Origin of the sequence: Pseudomonas sp. CC6-YY-74 (genome assembly GCF_002025205.1) — a bacterium.
Lineage (GTDB): Bacteria > Pseudomonadota > Gammaproteobacteria > Pseudomonadales > Pseudomonadaceae > Aquipseudomonas > Aquipseudomonas paeninsulae.
Genome location: NZ_CP019947.1, coordinates 1,752,857 through 1,769,468 on the forward strand (window position 1 = coordinate 1,752,857; position 16,612 = coordinate 1,769,468).

At 64.2% G+C, this 16,612-nt stretch carries 10 protein-coding genes and 1 pseudogene; 10 read left to right on the forward strand and 1 reads right to left on the reverse strand.

All coding sequences use genetic code 11. From position 1 onward, the window contains the following. Positions 1-24 precede the first annotated feature (24 nt). A complete protein-coding gene (locus B2D37_RS08155) occupies positions 25-4,887 on the reverse strand; it encodes an NAD-glutamate dehydrogenase (RefSeq protein ID WP_079202231.1) in 4,863 nt (1,620 codons plus the stop codon). Between the two features lie 362 nt (positions 4,888-5,249). Here B2D37_RS08155 and B2D37_RS08160 point away from each other — a divergent pair. The 10 genes and pseudogenes from B2D37_RS08160 to B2D37_RS08205 all read left to right on the forward strand — a co-directional run. After that, a pseudogene (locus tag B2D37_RS08160) lies at positions 5,250-6,398 on the forward strand (OprD family porin); the annotation flags it as partial. A 336-nt stretch (positions 6,399-6,734) separates the two neighbouring features. Beyond that, positions 6,735-7,487 (forward strand): 5-oxoprolinase subunit PxpA, encoded by a 753-nt coding sequence (locus tag B2D37_RS08165; protein ID WP_079202233.1) that lies wholly within the window; start codon positions 6,735-6,737, stop codon positions 7,485-7,487. After that, entirely contained in the window at positions 7,484-8,200 is a 717-nt protein-coding gene (locus B2D37_RS08170) for an allophanate hydrolase subunit 1 (protein ID WP_079202234.1), read from the forward strand. Before B2D37_RS08165 ends, B2D37_RS08170 begins: the two co-directional genes overlap by 4 nt. Continuing rightward, positions 8,200-9,141, forward strand: a complete 942-nt coding sequence (locus B2D37_RS08175) for a biotin-dependent carboxyltransferase family protein (protein ID WP_079202235.1) — start codon at positions 8,200-8,202, stop codon at positions 9,139-9,141. The genes B2D37_RS08170 and B2D37_RS08175 overlap by 1 nt, the downstream gene beginning before the upstream one ends. 372 nt (positions 9,142-9,513) lie before the next feature. Then, complete coding sequence (locus B2D37_RS08180; RefSeq protein WP_079202236.1) at positions 9,514-10,473, forward strand: MoxR family ATPase; 960 nt, start codon at positions 9,514-9,516, stop codon at positions 10,471-10,473. Positions 10,474-10,581: 108 nt separating this feature from the next. After that, positions 10,582-11,520, forward strand: a complete 939-nt coding sequence (locus B2D37_RS08185) for a DUF58 domain-containing protein (protein WP_079202237.1) — start codon at positions 10,582-10,584, stop codon at positions 11,518-11,520. Beyond that, positions 11,517-12,011, forward strand: a complete 495-nt coding sequence (locus B2D37_RS08190; protein ID WP_079202238.1) for a DUF4381 domain-containing protein — start codon at positions 11,517-11,519, stop codon at positions 12,009-12,011. The genes B2D37_RS08185 and B2D37_RS08190 overlap by 4 nt, the downstream gene beginning before the upstream one ends. Next, positions 12,004-13,035: a VWA domain-containing protein gene (locus tag B2D37_RS08195; RefSeq protein WP_079202239.1), complete on the forward strand. Its 1,032-nt coding sequence runs from the start codon at positions 12,004-12,006 to the stop codon at positions 13,033-13,035. Before B2D37_RS08190 ends, B2D37_RS08195 begins: the two co-directional genes overlap by 8 nt. Further along, positions 13,032-14,798, forward strand: a complete 1,767-nt coding sequence (locus B2D37_RS08200; RefSeq protein ID WP_079202240.1) for a VWA domain-containing protein — start codon at positions 13,032-13,034, stop codon at positions 14,796-14,798. Before B2D37_RS08195 ends, B2D37_RS08200 begins: the two co-directional genes overlap by 4 nt. Then, entirely contained in the window at positions 14,795-16,438 is a 1,644-nt protein-coding gene (locus B2D37_RS08205) for a BatD family protein (RefSeq protein ID WP_079202241.1), read from the forward strand. The genes B2D37_RS08200 and B2D37_RS08205 overlap by 4 nt, the downstream gene beginning before the upstream one ends. The last annotated feature ends 174 nt before the right edge of the window (positions 16,439-16,612 follow it).

Consider the following 16,612-nt stretch of genomic DNA (forward strand, 5'->3'; position numbering starts at 1 on the left):
GCTCGGGTTCAGCTCAGGCGCGCCTCAGGGCACGCTCACCCCACGCTGGGCGCTTTGTGCCAGGTCCATCAGCTCGCGATTGGCGACCGCATACATGGCGTAATCGGAGCCTGTCGCCGCGCGCAACTCGGCGAGCATGGTTTTCCAGCGCTCGACCAGGCGGCGATGCTGCTCTAGCCAGACCACCAGCCGCTCTTCGACCTCTGTCGGTGCCTCGACCATCTGCAGCACCGACACGGTGATCGCGCGCTGCTGCCAGTCCAGATCGTCACGGAAGGCTTCCCGCGCCAGTGCCTGCCAATTGCTTTCCACCGTCAGACCGGTGATCTGCTGCAGATACCAGGACAGATCCAGCGACCCGCCAACAGCGAAGTAGGTCGCGGCAACCCGCTGCGGATCCTGGGCGGTGAGATCCGACGCCTCGATGATCGGCAGCAGGGTGTACAGATGGCTGGTACCGGCCACCATACGCGCCAGCACTTCAGGCACACCGGCCTCGACATAGGCCTGGAAACGTGCGAGCCACTGCTCACGCGCCGGGCCTTCGAGCAACTCGTCGAGGCTCAGCGCCAGCGCCTCGATGCGGGGCGCGAAATGTGCTACGTCGCGCGCCGCATCCAGCTCATTGCGGCGGCTACGCAGGAACCAACGGGTGGCCCGACGCCCCAGACGCATCAGCTCATCCATCATTTGCAACTGCAGTTCGGCCGGCACCTGGTAGTCCAGCGCCTCGATCTGCTTCCACCAATACGGCAGGCGGAACACATCGCGCACGATGACATAGGCCCCGGCGACGTTGGCCGAACTCATGCCGGTGGACTCCTTCAAGCGTTGCACGAAGGTGATGCCCATGTGGTTGACCAGATCGTTGGCGATCTGCGTGCTGACAATCTCGCGCTTGAGGCGATGACGACGCATCTGCTCACCGAACTTCTGCGCCAGCAACGGCGGGAAGGCGGTTTCCATCTCGCGCGCCAGGTACTCATCGTTCGGCACCTGGGATTTGAGCAGCGACTCTTTCAGATCGATCTTGCTGTAGGAGATCAGCACCGACAGCTCCGGACGAGTCAGGCCCTGGCCTTTGGCGGCACGCTCATTAAGTTCGTCGTCGGACGGCAGGAACTCCAGGGCACGATCCAGCTTGCCTGCAGCCTCCAGCCCCGCCATCACACGCTTGTACTCGCCCAGCCGTTCACGCGCACGACGCTCGGCCAACGACAGGGCCTGGGTCTGCTTGTAGTTGTTGGCCAAGACCAGGCCGCCCACCGCATCGGTCATCTCGACCAGCAGCTTGTTGCGCTGCTTGCCGGTCATGTCGCCAGCCGCGACTATCTCGTTGAGCAGGATCTTGATATTTACCTCATGGTCGGAACAATCCACCCCGGCGGCGTTATCGATGAAGTCGGTATAGCTCGCCCCGCCATTGAGGCCGTACTCGACGCGAGCCAACTGGGTCATGCCAAGGTTGCCGCCCTCACCCACGACCAGCGCCCGCAGTTCGCGACCGTCGACGCGCAACGAATCGTTGGCCTTGTCGCCAACATCGGCATGACTTTCCTTGCTCGATTTGACGTAGGTACCGATACCGCCGTTCCAGATCAGGTCCACCGGCGCCTTGAGCAGCGCATTGAGCAGTTCGTTCGGCGCCAGCTTGTCGGCGCTGATGTCGAAGCGCTCTTGCATTTGCGCGCTGATGGGAATGCTCTTGGCGCTACGCAGGAAAATCCCGCCACCCGCGGAAATCAGCGCCGTGTCGTAATCGGCCCAGCTGGAGCGCGGCAGGTCGAACAGACGCTGGCGCTCGACGAAGCTCATGGCCGCATCCGGGTTGGGGTCGATGACGATATGCAGGTGGTTGAAGGCCGCGACCAGCTGCAGCTTGTCCGACAGCAACAGGCCGTTGCCGAACACGTCACCGGCCATGTCGCCGATCCCGATCACCGTGGTGTTGTCCTGTTGCACGTTGATGCCGCGCTCACGGAAGTGACGCTGCACCGAAACCCAGGCGCCCTTGGCGGTAATGCCCATGCCCTTGTGGTCATAACCGGCCGAACCACCGGAAGCGAAGGCATCGCCCAGCCAGAAGCCATAGTCGCCAGCGATACCGTTGGCGATATCGGAGAACGTCGCGGTGCCCTTGTCGGCCGCGACCACCAGATAGGGATCATCCTGATCGTGGCGAACCACGTTGGCCGGCGGCACCACTGCGCCTTCCTTGAGGTTGTCGGTGATGTCGAGCAGGCCGCTGATGAAGATCCGGTAGCAGGCGATGCCCTCGGCCATGATCTCGTCACGCGAGCCGCCCAGCGGCATGCGCCGCGGCAGGAAGCCGCCCTTGGCGCCCATCGGCACGATGACGGCGTTCTTCACCTGCTGCGCCTTGACCAGGCCAAGCACTTCGGTACGGAAGTCTTCATCACGATCCGACCAGCGCAGGCCACCGCGGGCGACGTCACCGAAACGCAGGTGCACGCCTTCGACTCGCGGCGAATAGACGAATATCTCGAATTTTGGCGTCGGCTTGGGAATGTCCGGAATCGCCCGCGGGTTGAGCTTGAAGCTGAAGTAGGACTTGCTCTGTCCTGCGGCATCGGGCTGGTAGAAGTTGGTGCGCAGGGTGGCCTTGATCAGGTCCAGGTAGCGCCTCAGGATGCGGTCTTCGTTGAGCACCGCCACGTTATCCAGCGCAGCCAGGATGGCCTGCTCCAGCTTATGCTGCTTGCTCTCCAGGTCTGCGGCGCCGAGCTTGCGGGCCAGGTAGAAGCGAGTCTTGAACAGACGCACCAATTCCTTGGCGATGTTGGCATGGTTGACCAGGGTACTGGCGATATAGTTGAGGCCGAAGCCCAGGCGAATCTGCTTCAAGTAACGCGCATAGGCGCGCAGCAGCGCCACGTCACGCCATGGCATGGCCGCAGTCAGCACCAGGCGGTTGAAGGCATCGTTCTCAGCGTCGCCACCGACGATGTGGACGAAGGCGTCCTGCAGGGTGTCGTTGAGCTGCTGGATATCGACGTCCAGGCCTTCGGCGTAGGTGAAGGCGAAATCGTGGATCCAGAACTCGCGGCCATTCTGCTGGTGCAGGCGATAAGGGAACTCACCGAGCACGCGCAGGCCAAGATTTTCCAGAATCGGCAGCACGTCCGACAGCGGCAACGGCGTGTCGGCATGGTAGAGCTTGCAATGCAGCTGTTGACCGGCATCGGCCAACGGCTGATAGAAGCTCATCACCAGCGGCCGCTCGCTACTCAAGTTGAGCAGGTGCTGCATATCGACCACTGCCGAATGCGGGGCAAACCGCTCGCGGTAACCGGCCGGGAAACCACTGGGGAAATCCGCCAGCACATTGGTGCCCTGAGCCTCGCCGAAGCTTTCCACCATCAGGCTAGCGTAATCGTCCTTCCACGAACGACAGGCCTGAATGACTTCCTTCTCCAGGCGCACCGGATCGATCTGCACCTTGTTCTTCGGGTCGGCACGCAGGATGAACTGCACCCGCGCCAGCACCGACTCGGAGAAGAAGGTCCAGAATTCGCAATCGGTGGCTTGCAGGCGCTCCATCAGCACCTGCTGAATCTTCATCCGGATCTCGGTGGAGTAGACGTCACGCGGCACATAGACCAGGCAGTAGCAGAAACGACCATAGGGGTCGCGGCGCAGGAACACGCGGATCTTGTTGCGTTCCTGAATCTGCACGATGGCCATGGCGGTATCGCATAGGTCATCGACCGGGGTCTGGAACAGGTCGTCACGCGGCAGCACTTCCAATACCTGGGCCAGTTCCTTGCCCAGGTGTGCCTTGCTGTCAAAACCGGCACGCTCCTCGATCACCGCCACCTTGCGGCGGATATAGGGGATATTCCACACGCTCTCGGCATACACCGCCGAGGTGTACAGACCCATGAAGCGGCATTCCTTGATTACCCGCCCCTGGCTGTCCAGCTCACGTACCGACACCAGATCAGGATAGGCCGGACGGTGCACGCGACTCGGCACCGCCGCCTTGGCGAAGGACAACAGCAGCGGCTCGCGCAGGTAGCTGAGCGCTTCCGGCTCGATGCTCAGGTCCTCACTCTTGAGACCGCCGCGCAAGCGCTTGGACATACCCAGCAGGGACTGCTCGTCGTAGACGATGGTGCCGCCACCCGGCGCATCGACCACGGTGAATTCTTCATAGCCAAGGAAGGTGAAGTGGTCATCCAGCAACCAGCTCAGGAAAACCTTGATTTCCTCGACTTCGGCGCCCTCGACATTGAGTTTTGCCCTGCCCAACCAGGCCAGCAGTTCCTGGGCCTTGGCCTTCATCGGCCGAAAATCAATCACGCTCAGGCGCACTTCTTCGAAGACTTCGCGCAGGGCTTTTTCCAGGATCTTCAACTCGCCACTGCTGGCGCAGCGGTCGATTTCCAGGAACATCAGCGCTTCCTGCAGCACCCCCTCACCCTGGGTGCCCTTGGGCAGGATTTCCAGCAGCTCGCCCTGTTTATTGCGGCGTACGCTGAACACAGTGTTCTGCAGGGTGTGGATGCTGTAGCCACGGCGATTCAGCTCCATGCGTGCCGAGTCGACCAGGAAGGGAATATCGCTGCGCAGGATTTCCACGCCGGAATGCGTCGACTGCCAGCCGTGCTTCTCGTAATCGGGGTTGAAGGCGCGAATTTCAGTTTTGCCGTGATCGAAGCGCTGCAACATACGCCAGGATGACAGGGTGCAACCGACCAGGTCGGAAAGCCGGCGCTGGGTAAGTTCGTCTAGCGCGATGATGCCGAAGAATTGCTCGGCGAACAGCGCGACTTGTGGCAATGCTTGTTCACTGACGTGCTGCGCCAGGGCCGCTTGCAGTTGATGCTGAAAGTCGGCTTTGCTGGCCGCCGTAAAGAACGCCATGGTTAAGCTCCAATTGGCTTGAGATTCGATTAGCAGGCTGAAGGCAGTCGCGAGCCTTGCACTTACGCCACAACCTTAGTCCAGGTGGCATTTGCTGCATTCAAATGCTTGCCCCTAAGGTGTGGCGACAGCAACGACTCGCTGGTCACAATTGCCGCATGAGCTTAACGAGGGAACGCCTTGCAGCGCTTGCCGCGCTGCGACATTTTCTTTCAAGGCTGCTCCCCCGGCAGGCAAATGCGATGAAAAGAGGGCCATTGCGCCCACTTGCAGCGTCAGTGGCGGCTCGATCGCTGGCAAAAGGCGTCGCAGCCGCCTTAGCCAAGGAGAATTCAGGCGCCCCGCATTGCCTGCGGTAACAGCAGAACGATCTGCGGAAAGACGGTAATCAGCTGCGCATTTTTTACTTCAGCCGTGATTTTCGCCAGCACAACGCACGCGACAAGGCGGAAGAATGGGCCCAGGGCTTTCTCCTGCGCCTGGAGTCAGGCTACAGCGAAGGCACGGTCGGCATAGGCGTCGATGCGCTTGGCATGCTCGGTCTGAAGCTCGACTCCGGTGACGGCACCGCAGGCAGCGGCTTGTTGCCAGCCGACGGCTCCGGCGGCTCGCAGGACGAGTATTCCAAGCTCGACCTGACGGCCAAATTCAGAGCCTCCAAGAGCACCCTGCGAGTAGGCTCCCTGGCCTTTCGCAGCCCGATCGCTTCCTCGAATGACACGCGCCTGCTCCCTGCATCGTTTCGCGGCGCGCTGCTGAATGTGCAGGAGATCGACCAGCTCACCCTGCAGGGCGGCAAGATCGACCGGATCAAGGCCAACAATTCCAGCGACTACACCGCGATGAGCGCCAACCGCATCGGTGGCAGCAGCGACTCGTTCGTGTTCGGCGGCGGCGACTACAAGCTGACCCCCGAGCTCAGCGCGGGCCTGCACTACGGCAATCTGCAAGACATCTACCAGCAGTACTACAGCACCTTGGTCTACCTCAAGCCACTGGGCGCAGGCCAGCCGCTCAAGACCGATCTGCGCTTCTCCAGGAGCCAGGAAGACGGCAACTTCCGCGACATCGACAACCAGGCCTTCGGCGCCATGTTCACCTACACCCTCGGCGGCCATGCCTTCGGCGCCGGCTACCAGCGCATGAGCGGTGCTGACCCCTTCCCCTACATCGCCAGCAGCGACCCTTACCTGGTGAATTTCATCCAGATCAATGACTTCGCCAATATCGACGAACGCTCCTGGCAGGCACGCTACGACTATAATTTTGCCGCAGTGGGCATACCCGGCCTGACGCTCATGAGCCGCTATGTTTCCGGCGATAACGTCCAGGTTGGCGCCAGCAACGGTGGCAAGGAGTGGGAGCGCAACACCGACATCGCTTATGTCGTCCCGCAAGGCGCGCTGAAGAACTTCGGGGTCAAATGGCGGAATGCGAGCGTGCGTTCGAACTTCGGTAACGACCTGAACGAGAACCGCCTGATCCTCAGCTACAGCGTGGCGCTCTGGTAAAGCGCTACACGGCCGACGGGCGGGTAGCGTCGGCCCATAGTTGCCGCGTTTTCGCTACTTGCCCGCAAGCCACAAGTAACGCAGGGGCGCGTAGCGGAAGCCTAATACCGCAACCCAGCGCGCGCGAGCCAATGACGTAGCCGACAGACCATGACTGCCATCGACTTTTCCTATCTCCGGTGCACGTTTTTATTAGTTGGACGCGCCAAGTGGCCCGGTCAAGAATGCTGAACGGTCCATTTTTCATAGACAAATTCGTGCAGTGGCCACTCAACAGCCGTCGTAGCCTGCGTCTGACAGACCAGAGCATGACGCTCCGCCCAGAGGAACACTTCCGTGAACAGCCTGCTTCTGAACTGCGATATCGGCGAAAGTTTTGGCCCTTGGCAAATGGGCATGGATGCCGAGGTCATGCCTTATATCGACTGCGCCAACATCGCCTGCGGCTTCCACGCCTCGGACCCCAGCACCATGCGCAAGACCGTGGCCCTGGCGGTCAGCCATGACGTGCGCATCGGTGCCCACCCGGCCTATCAAGACCTGGTTGGATTCGGCCGCCGTTCGATGGATTGCTCGGCGCAGGAGGTCGAGGACCTGCTGCTCTACCAGATCGGCGCCCTCGAAGCGCTCTGCCGCAGCCAGGGCACTCGCGTCAGCTACGTCAAACCGCACGGCGCGCTGTACCAGGACATGATGCGCAAGCCGGACATCCTCCGCGCGGTAATGCGCGCCGTAGCCAGCTACGACAAGAGCCTGCCGGTGATGCTGATGACCACCCGCGACAATCGCCAGGCGCAAGCCATCGGCGACGAATTCGGCATCAGCCTGTGGTTCGAGGCCTTCGCCGACCGGGCCTATGACGCGGCCGGGTTTCTGCTCGCGCGCAGCCAGCCCGGCGCGGTACATCACGACAGCGAGGTCATCGTCAACCAGGCCGTCACCCTAGCCAAGGGCGAGACGTTGATCGCCAGCGATGGCAGCGCCCTGCCCCTGCAGGCCCACACCCTGTGCGTGCATGGCGACAACGCCGGCTCGGTCGCCGCGGTACGGCGCATCCGCCAAGCCTTCGACGCATTGGCCCTGGCATGACTGCACGCGCCCCTGTGCCCCGGCTCGAAGTCGCCGGCATCGACAGCCTGATCCTGCGCCTGTTCGACCGCATCGAAGAAAGCAACATGCCCTGGATGCTGGCCGCCAGCGAACGGCTGCGGAGCAGCTTCGGCGCCGCGCTGATCGATCTGGTGCCGTCCTACACCACCCTGCTGCTGCACTACGACCTCGAACGCATCAGCGCGTCCCAGGCCCGTGAGCTGATCGCCCAGGCGTTCGCCGACCTGCAACCAGCCAGCACCGCAGGGGGTCGCTGCCACAGTCTGCCGACCTGGTACGACCGCAGCGTCGGTCCGGAGCTACCGCTGCTGGCACAGCGCAGCGGCCTCAGTGCGGCCGAGGTCATTCGCCGCCACAGCGGCCATGAATACCAGGTGTTCGCCATCGGCTTCGCCCCCGGCTTCGCCTTCATGGGGCTGGTCGAAGAAGCCCTGGCCACGCCACGCCTGAGCACCCCGCGCAAGCGCATCGCCCCCGGCAGTGTGGGCATTGCCGAACGCCAGACCGCCGTCTACCCGGTGGTCTCGCCCGGCGGCTGGAACCTGATCGGGCGCAGCCCGGCGCAACTCTTCGACCGACGCATCGACGGCTACAGCCTGCTGCAGCCGGGCGACCGGGTGCGTTTCGAACCCATCGACCACGCCGAATTCATCCGCCTCGGCGGCGATGACAGCCCCCTGGAGATGACGTAATGAGCCACGCCCCCATGACCGGCGGCTTGCGCGTCGAACGCAGCACACCCTTTATCCAATTGCAGGATGCCGGTCGCTTCGGCGTGCGCCACCTGGGCGTGACCCAGAGCGGCGCCCTGGACTGGATATCCATGTACTGGGCCAACTGGCTGCTGGGTAATCCGCTCGGCGCCGCCGTAGTGGAAATCACCCTGGGCAATCTCAACCTGGTCTGCGAGCAGGACGCTTGCCTCGCCCTGACTGGCGCCGACCTGGGCGCCAGCCTGGACGGCCAGCCCCTGGCACCCTGGCGCAGCTTCATGGTGCGCCAAGGCCAGCAGCTCAAATTTGCTCAACCGCGTCACGGCGCGCGCGCCTACCTGGCAGCTCCCGGCGGCTTCGATGCCCCCAGCGTGCTCGGCAGCTGCGCCAGCATTGCCCGCGAAGAGCTGGGCGGCTTGCAGGGTAACGGCAAACCATTGGCGGCCGGCGAGCGACTGAGCTGGTCCGGTAGCGAGCGGCGGCAACGCACGATCGATGAGCGACTGATTCCGGTATTCACGCCTGCACCGCAACTGCAATTGGTCATGGGCGCGCAAATCGGCGACTTCAGCGGGCAGAGTTTGTTCGACGTATTCAATAGCGCCTGGAAGATTGATTCACGCTCCGACCGAATGGGCATGCGCCTGCTCGGCCCACAGTTGCAATGCCGCCGCTCAAGCATGGTTTCCGAGGGTATTCCCCTGGGCGCCGTGCAGGTGCCGCCCGATGGCCAGCCGATCGTCCTGCTCAACGATCGGCAGACCATCGGTGGCTACCCGCGCCTCGGCGCCCTCACCCCGCAAGCGGTGGCGCGCCTGGCGCAGTGCCTGCCCGGTGAGGAGCTGCGCCTAGCGCCGGTGCAGCAGGAATCGGTGCAAGAGGCGCACCTGCGCCTGCTCAAGCAATGGCGGCAAGGCTGAGGACTGAGCAGCCGTTGCTTCTCTAAAGCCCCGTCAAATGCATGCCACTTGGCGCGGGTGGACCATACATCGAGCAGTGTATCGATGGCCTGCCGGGCGCCTGTAACGTCCTCCCGCTAATGAGGCTGCCTCAGCCCCTCACCGAGCAAATGCACACGAGCCATCCGGCCGTATCGCAGCGGCTCTCACCGCGCGAATGTAGCAATGCCAGTGGTAGCAAGACGGCGATTGTTTCCGCAGCCCCTTGCCAAGCGCCTGTCACGTGGCGAGGATGCCGAGTCACGCATAGCCGAGGCATCGGCAAATGCATTAAAGTCATAGCCGTCGTTGCGCCCGGCACGACGTGCATTCCCCCGCCAAAAGAGTCCAACGATGGAACACCGTGAAGCGCTGCTCGCGCTGCGAACCTTTCTTTCTACCCAGATCCTTGGCCAGGAAAAGCTCATCGACCGGCTGCTGATCGCCTTGCTCGCCGATGGGCACATGCTGGTCGAAGGCGCGCCCGGGCTGGCCAAGACCAAGGCGATCAAGGAACTGGCCGAAGGTATCGAAGCCGAATTCCATCGCATCCAGTTCACTCCGGATCTGTTGCCCGCCGACATCACCGGCACCGAGATCTACCGTCCGGAGACTGGCAGCTTCGTGTTCCAGCAGGGGCCGATTTTTCACAACCTGGTGCTGGCCGATGAGATCAACCGCGCGCCGGCCAAGGTCCAGTCGGCGCTGCTCGAGGCCATGGCCGAACGCCAGGTCAGCGTTGGCCGCAGCACCTACCAGCTGTCGCCGCTGTTCCTGGTGATGGCCACGCAGAACCCGATCGAGCAGGAAGGCACCTATCCGCTGCCGGAGGCCCAGCTCGACCGTTTCCTGATGCACGTGACCGTCGGCTTCCCGGATGCCAGCGTCGAGCGCAAGATCCTCGCCCAGGCCCGCGGCGAAGCGCTGCATGGCGAAACCAAGCCCGAGCACCGGGTCAGCCAGCAAGCGATCTTCGCCGCGCGCAAGGAAATCCTCGGCCTGTACATGGCCGATGCGGTGGAGGAATACCTGGTGCAACTGGTGATGGCTTCGCGTACGCCGGCAAAATTCGACCCGGAACTGGCCGAATGGATCGCCTACGGCGCCAGCCCGCGCGGCTCGATTGCCCTGGATCGCTGCGCGCGCGCCCACGCCTGGTTGGCCGGGCGCGAATTCGTCAGCCCGGAAGACATCCAGGCGGTGCTGTTCGACGTGCTGCGCCACCGCATCATCCTGTCGTTCGAGGCCGAGGCCGCCGGTATCGACCAGGATCGCGTGGTCCAGCGCATTCTCGATGTGGTGGCGGTGGCATAAATGCAGCAGCAAGCCATAAGCCATAAGCCGCAAGCCATAACCCGGATGCAATCCGGGGAGCACCGAACAGCGCGCCCGGATTGCATCCGGGCGCGCTGCTGAACCGCCATGCACAACCAACCCAGCCAACCCGGCGTGCGAGTCAATCTCGCCGAACTGATCGAGATGCGCCACCGCGTGCGCGAGGTGCAGCTATTTTCCACGCCGGCGAAGCGCAGCCCGCTGATCGGCCTGCACCACTCCAAGCTGCGCGGGCGCGGCGTGGATTTCGACCAGGTACGGGTCTACCAGGCGGGCGATGACGTGCGCACCATCGATTGGCGGGTCACCGCGCGCACCCAGGAGCCGCACACCAAGCTGTTCCATGAGGAACGCGAGCGGCCGACCTACATCCTCGTGGAGCAGAGCCAGCGGCTGTTTTTCGGCTCCGGGCTGATGTTCAAATCGGTGCTCGCCGCCCAGGCCGCCAGCCTGATCGGCTGGGCCGCCCTGGGTCATAACGACCGCATCGGCGGCCTGGTATTTGGCGAGGAGCAGCACGAAATCAAACCGCGGCGCAGCAAGCAAAGCCTGCTGCAGCTGCTCAATCGCCTGGCCCGCGCCAACCAGGCGCTGTCCAGCGACGCTCAAACCAGCCGCGACAGTTTCGGCCTGGCCCTGCGCCGCGCCCGCGAAGTCCTGCGCCCCGGCAGCCTGGCGGTGATCATCTGCGACGAACGCACCCTCGGCGACAGCAGCGAGCAACAATTGAACCTGCTGGCGCGCCACACCGACCTGCTGTTACTGCCGATCTCCGACCCGCTCGACCATGCCCTGCCGGCCGCCGGCCTGCTGCGGTTTGCCGAACGCGGCGCGCAACTGGAGCTCGACACCCATGACGCCAGCCTGCGCCAGGCCTATCGCGCCCAAGGCGAGGCGCGCCAGGCACGCTGGCAACGCCTGGCGCAGAAGCTTGGCGTGCCCTTGCTGGCGCTGAGCACCCAGCGTGAGATGATTGAACAACTGCGCGACCACCTCAACGCGCAACGCCCCGGTAAACGGTTATGAACCCGCTGGATCAACTCGAGCCCCTGATTGCCCCGGCGCCGATCGACTGGTGGCCGCCCGCACCCGGCTGGTGGCTGCTGGCCTTGCTCGTGCCACTGCTGCTCTGGGGCCTGACGCGCTTGCTGCAACGTCTACGCCGCACGCACACAGCCAACGTCAGCGACAACGCCCTCGACCCGCTGCGGGTAGCCGCCCTGGTGGAACTCGAACAACTGGGCAAACCTTACGACGGTGCTCCCGCCGGCCCCTGGTTGCAACAGCTCAACGGCCTGCTCAAGCGCCTGTGCCGCCAGCATTACCCGCAAAGCCACAGCCACACCCTGAGCAGTCGAGGCTGGCTGGCGTTTCTCGACAGCCGTTGCCCGGCGGCCGGCCTGACCCGCTGGATGATTCTGGTCGAAGGCGCCTATCGACCGCACTGCACGCTCGACGACAAGGCCATCGACGGGCTCAACCAGGCAGTCGCCATCTGGATTCGCAAGCATGTTTGAATTCGCCTGGCCGTGGCTCATCCTGCTCGCGCCGCTGCCCTGGCTGCTGCGCCTGCTGCTGCCGGCGGCGGACAGCGGCGAGGCGGCCCTGAAAGTCAGCTTCCTCGGCGAGCTGGAAGGTTTGGCCGGACGCCGCGCGCGGGCCAACCTGCCGGCCTGGCGCCAGCAGGCGCCCTTCGCCCTGCTCTGGCTGCTGCTACTTACCGCCGCCGCCCGCCCTGAATGGGTCGGCGAACCGCTGCCAATGCCCGCCAGCGGCCGCGACCTGCTGCTCGCGGTGGATGTGTCCGGCTCCATGGCCTATGCCGACATGCGCTGGGAAGACGAGGAAGTCGACCGCCTGACCCTGGTCAAACACCTGCTGGGCGACTTCATCGAAGGCCGTCAGGGCGACCGCGTCGGCCTGATCCTGTTCGGCAGCCAGGCCTATCTGCAGGCGCCCCTGACCTTCGACCGGCGCACCGTGCGTACCTGGCTCGACGAAGCGGTGATCGGCATTGCCGGCAAGAACACCGCCATCGGCGATGCCATCGGCCTGTCGGTCAAGCGCCTGCGCCAACGCCCGGCGGATAGTCGCGTGCTGGTGCTGGTGACCGATGGCGCCAATACTGGTGGTGAGATCGAACCGATGATCGCGGCACGTCTGGCCGCCGAGGAAGGAATCAAGATCTACCCGATCGGCATTGGCGCAGACCTGCAACAAGGCGGGATCGCTGGCCTGTTCGGTCTCAATCCGGGGCTGGATCTGGACGAACCGAGCCTGCGCGCGATAGCCGATGTGACCGGCGGCGAATACTTCCGCGCCCGCGACAGCAGCGAACTGCGTGCCATCGAGCAGCAGCTCGACCGCCTCGAACCGGTAGCGCAGCAGCCGACCCTGGCCCGCCCGGCCCAGGCGCTGTATGCCTGGCCACTGAGCGCCGCGCTGCTGCTGAGCATGCTCCTGGTGGGCCGCGAACTCTGGCCGCAACCGCAACAACGGCTACGCCGATTGGCACAACGTCCCTGGCGGAGACAGCCATGATCGAAGATTGGCTACTGGGTTTATGGCCCCACTGGCTGCGCCCTTACTGGCTGCTGCTGGTGCCGCTGCTGGCGGTGCTGCTCTGGCAACTCTGGCACCGGGAGAAACGCGCCGGGCGCTGGCAACTGCTGCTGCCGCCGGCGTTTCACGCGGCGCTGCTCAGCGGCGGCCGAGGTCGCACCAGCCGCCTGCCCTCGATCGCCCTCGGGTTGGCCTGGCTGCTGGCCCTGCTGGCGCTGTTTGGGCCCAGCTGGCAACGCCTGGAGCAGAGCAATCTGAAACCCGCCGACCCGCTGGTGATCATGCTCGAACTGACCCCGCAGATGCTCGCCAGCGACACGTCGCCCAACCGCCTGGAGCAGGCCAAACGCAAGCTGCTCGACCTGCTCCAGGCGCGCCGCGATGCGCAGACCGCAATCGTCGTCTTCGCCGGCAGCGCACACACCCTGGTGCCGCTATCCGACGACCTGGCCACCAGTCGCAACCTGCTCGAATCGCTCAAACCCTCGATCATGCCCGAGCCCGGCCGGCGCGCGGACCTGGCGCTGAACAAGGCGCTGCAACTGCTTGAACAGAGCGGCCAGGGCCAGGGCCGCATCCTCCTGATCGGCAGCGGCCTGGATCAGCAGGAACGCCTCGGCATCCGCCAGGCGCTCGGCAGCAACGGTGCACGCCTGCATATGCTTGGGATCGGCAGCACCGAGGGTGCGCCCATCGTTCAGGAAAACGGCTCGTTTCTCAAAGACGCCCAGGGCGCAATCCTCATCCCGCGCCTCGACAGCGCTGGCCTCGCCCGCTTCGCCCGGCAGATCGGCGGGCGTTATCAGCAGGTCAGCCTGGATGACCGCGACCTGCGCAACCTCGGTCTGCTCGCGGCGCCCCAGCAACTGCACAGCGACGGCGAACAGACGCGCCTGCAGGCCTGGGCCGATCAAGGCCACTGGCTGCTCCTGCCGCTGTTGCTGCTGGCCGCCTGCGCCGGCCGCCGCGGCTGGTTGTTCTGCCTGCCGCTACTGCTGCTCGGTGCACCGCAGACCAGCTACGCCTTCAGCTTTGACGACCTCTGGTGGCGCGCCGATCAGCAAGGCCAGCGCCTGCTCGAGGCGCAACGCCCGGGCGAAGCTGCCGAACGCTTCCAGGATCCGCAGTGGCAGGGCCTGGCGCTCTACCAGGCGGGCGATTACCCGGCCGCGGCCGAACGTTTCGCTCGCGGCGACAACGCCATCGCCCACTACAACCGTGGCAACGCCCTGGCCCGCAGCAATGAACTGGAAGCCGCCCTGGATGCCTACAGCCAAGCCCTGGAATTGCAGCCGGACCTGCTCCCGGCGCAGAACAACAAAACCCTGATCGAACAACTGTTGCAGCAAAACCAACAAGAGCAAAACCAGCAGCAAAATTCGCCAGAACAAGCGGACAGCATGCCCACCCCGCCGCAACCGCAACCGCAACCGCAACCGCAGGCCGGGCCCGCGCAGCCTGATGCCGACAAGCCGCCGCCTGCCTCCGGCCAATCCAGCCCGGGCGACGAGGAGCAAGCGCCCAGCCAGCCCACGCCCGGCGACAGTGACAAGCCAACACCCAGCGAACCGGACGATGACCTGCAGAGCGAAGAACAAATCGCCAGCTCCGCGCCGCCCCTCGATAGCGAGCGGCGCCAGGCCCTGGAACAATGGCTGCGGCAAATCCCCGATGAACCCGGTGAATTGCTGCGGCGTAAATTCTGGTACGAACAGCAACAGCGTCAGGAACAAACTCGATGACCCGCCTGCTCTGCACCCTTCTCCTCAGCCTGCTGGCACTCCAGGTCAGCGCGCAAAGCTTCACCGCGAGCATCGACCGCTCCCGCCTGGGTGCCAGCGAAACCTTCGAACTGACCCTCGAATCCGACGACGCCACCCAATTCGGCAAACCCGACCTCAGCCCGCTCGACACCTTGTTCGAGGTACACGGCAGCCGCCAGGTCAATCGCCTGACCACGCTCAACGGCGAGTCCCGCGCCATCACCCGCTGGATCGTTACCCTGCAACCGAAACACAGCGGCTACGTGGTCGTGCCGCCGCTGAGCCTGGGCGAGCTACGGACCCTGTCGATCACCCTGCACGTGCAGGAAGCCGCTAACGACAGCGCGACCAGCAAACTGGCACCAGTATTCATCGACGCCAGCCTGGACCAGGAAAGCGTCTACGTTCAGGAGCAGAGCGTGCTGACCCTGCGCATCTACCACTCCGTCTCGCTGTATGACGACAGCAGCCTGAGTCCACTGGAAATGCCCGAGGCACGCATCGAACAACTGGGCGAGCCGCGCACCTACGAAAAAGACATCAACGGCATCCTCCATGGCGTGATCGAACTGCGCTACGCGATCTTCCCCCAGCGCAGCGGTGAACTGACCATTCCCGCCCAGGCGTTCAGCGCCACCCTGGTCGATCGCGCCAACGACAACGACTTCCAGCCATTCGGCCCGCGTCCCGGCAAGGTCGCACGGGTCAAGTCACCGGAGATCCCCCTGACGGTCAAAGCCAAGCCCGCAGGCTACCCAAGCAATGCCCCCTGGCTACCGGCCCGTGCGCTGAGCCTGGCGGAAACCTGGAGCCCGCAACCGGACAGCGGCAAAGTCGGCGAATCGCTGACCCGCAGCCTGCTGCTCAAGGTCGATGGACTGTCCAGTGCACAACTCTCACCCTTGCCCGCCACCGCAGTCAAAGGCCTGCGCCGCTACCCGGACCAGCCGCAACTGGCCAACCAAATCAGCGATAGCGGCGTGATCGGCAGCCGCGAGGAACGCGAAGCCCTGGTGCCCAATCGCAGCGGACAATTCGAACTGCCAGCGGTAGAAATCGTCTGGTGGAATACCCACGAAGATCGCCTGGAACGCACCAGCCTGCCGGCGCGCAGCCTCGAGGTTGCGCCCGCCCCCGGCCTGGAAACAGAGCCGCTGGCCGACGAAACACCGTCCCAGGCCTGGGTCCAGGGCCCGCCACTGTGGCCCTGGCAACTGAGCAGCGCCGTATTGACCGTCACGACCCTGCTTGGCTTCGGTCTCTGGTGGCATGCCCGCCGCCAGCCAGCCATCGCCCGCGCCAACCAAACCGGCCCCAGCCCACGCACCCTGCTCGACGACCTCAAACGCGCCTGCCTGGCCAACGACTCGCAAGCCACCCGCCACGCCCTCGACGCCTGGGCTCGCCAACAACCGGAAACCCTGGCAGAAATGGCCGCCCGTTTCGTGCCTCTGTCCGACGCACTGGACGGCCTGAACGGCGCGCTCTACAGCGAAACCGGCCAGCACTGGCAAGGCGAAGACCTCTGGCGCGCCATCCGCACCCTGCCCAACAACGAAGCCGGCAGCAACCTCACCACTCAGGAAAGCAGTGCACTGCCACCGCTGTACCCGCGCTGAGCAGTGCCGCCTGCGCACTAATGAACCCAGGCCTTTCCCTTATTGTTTGCTGTCGCGTATAGATAAACACGCCCAACTGTTAGCAATCCCCAATCCATATCAGGGTGTCATTCGCCGCAGGCAATGCACCATGGATAATCGGCTCGGCACAACAGCTGGCGGGCTGTCGCTTCA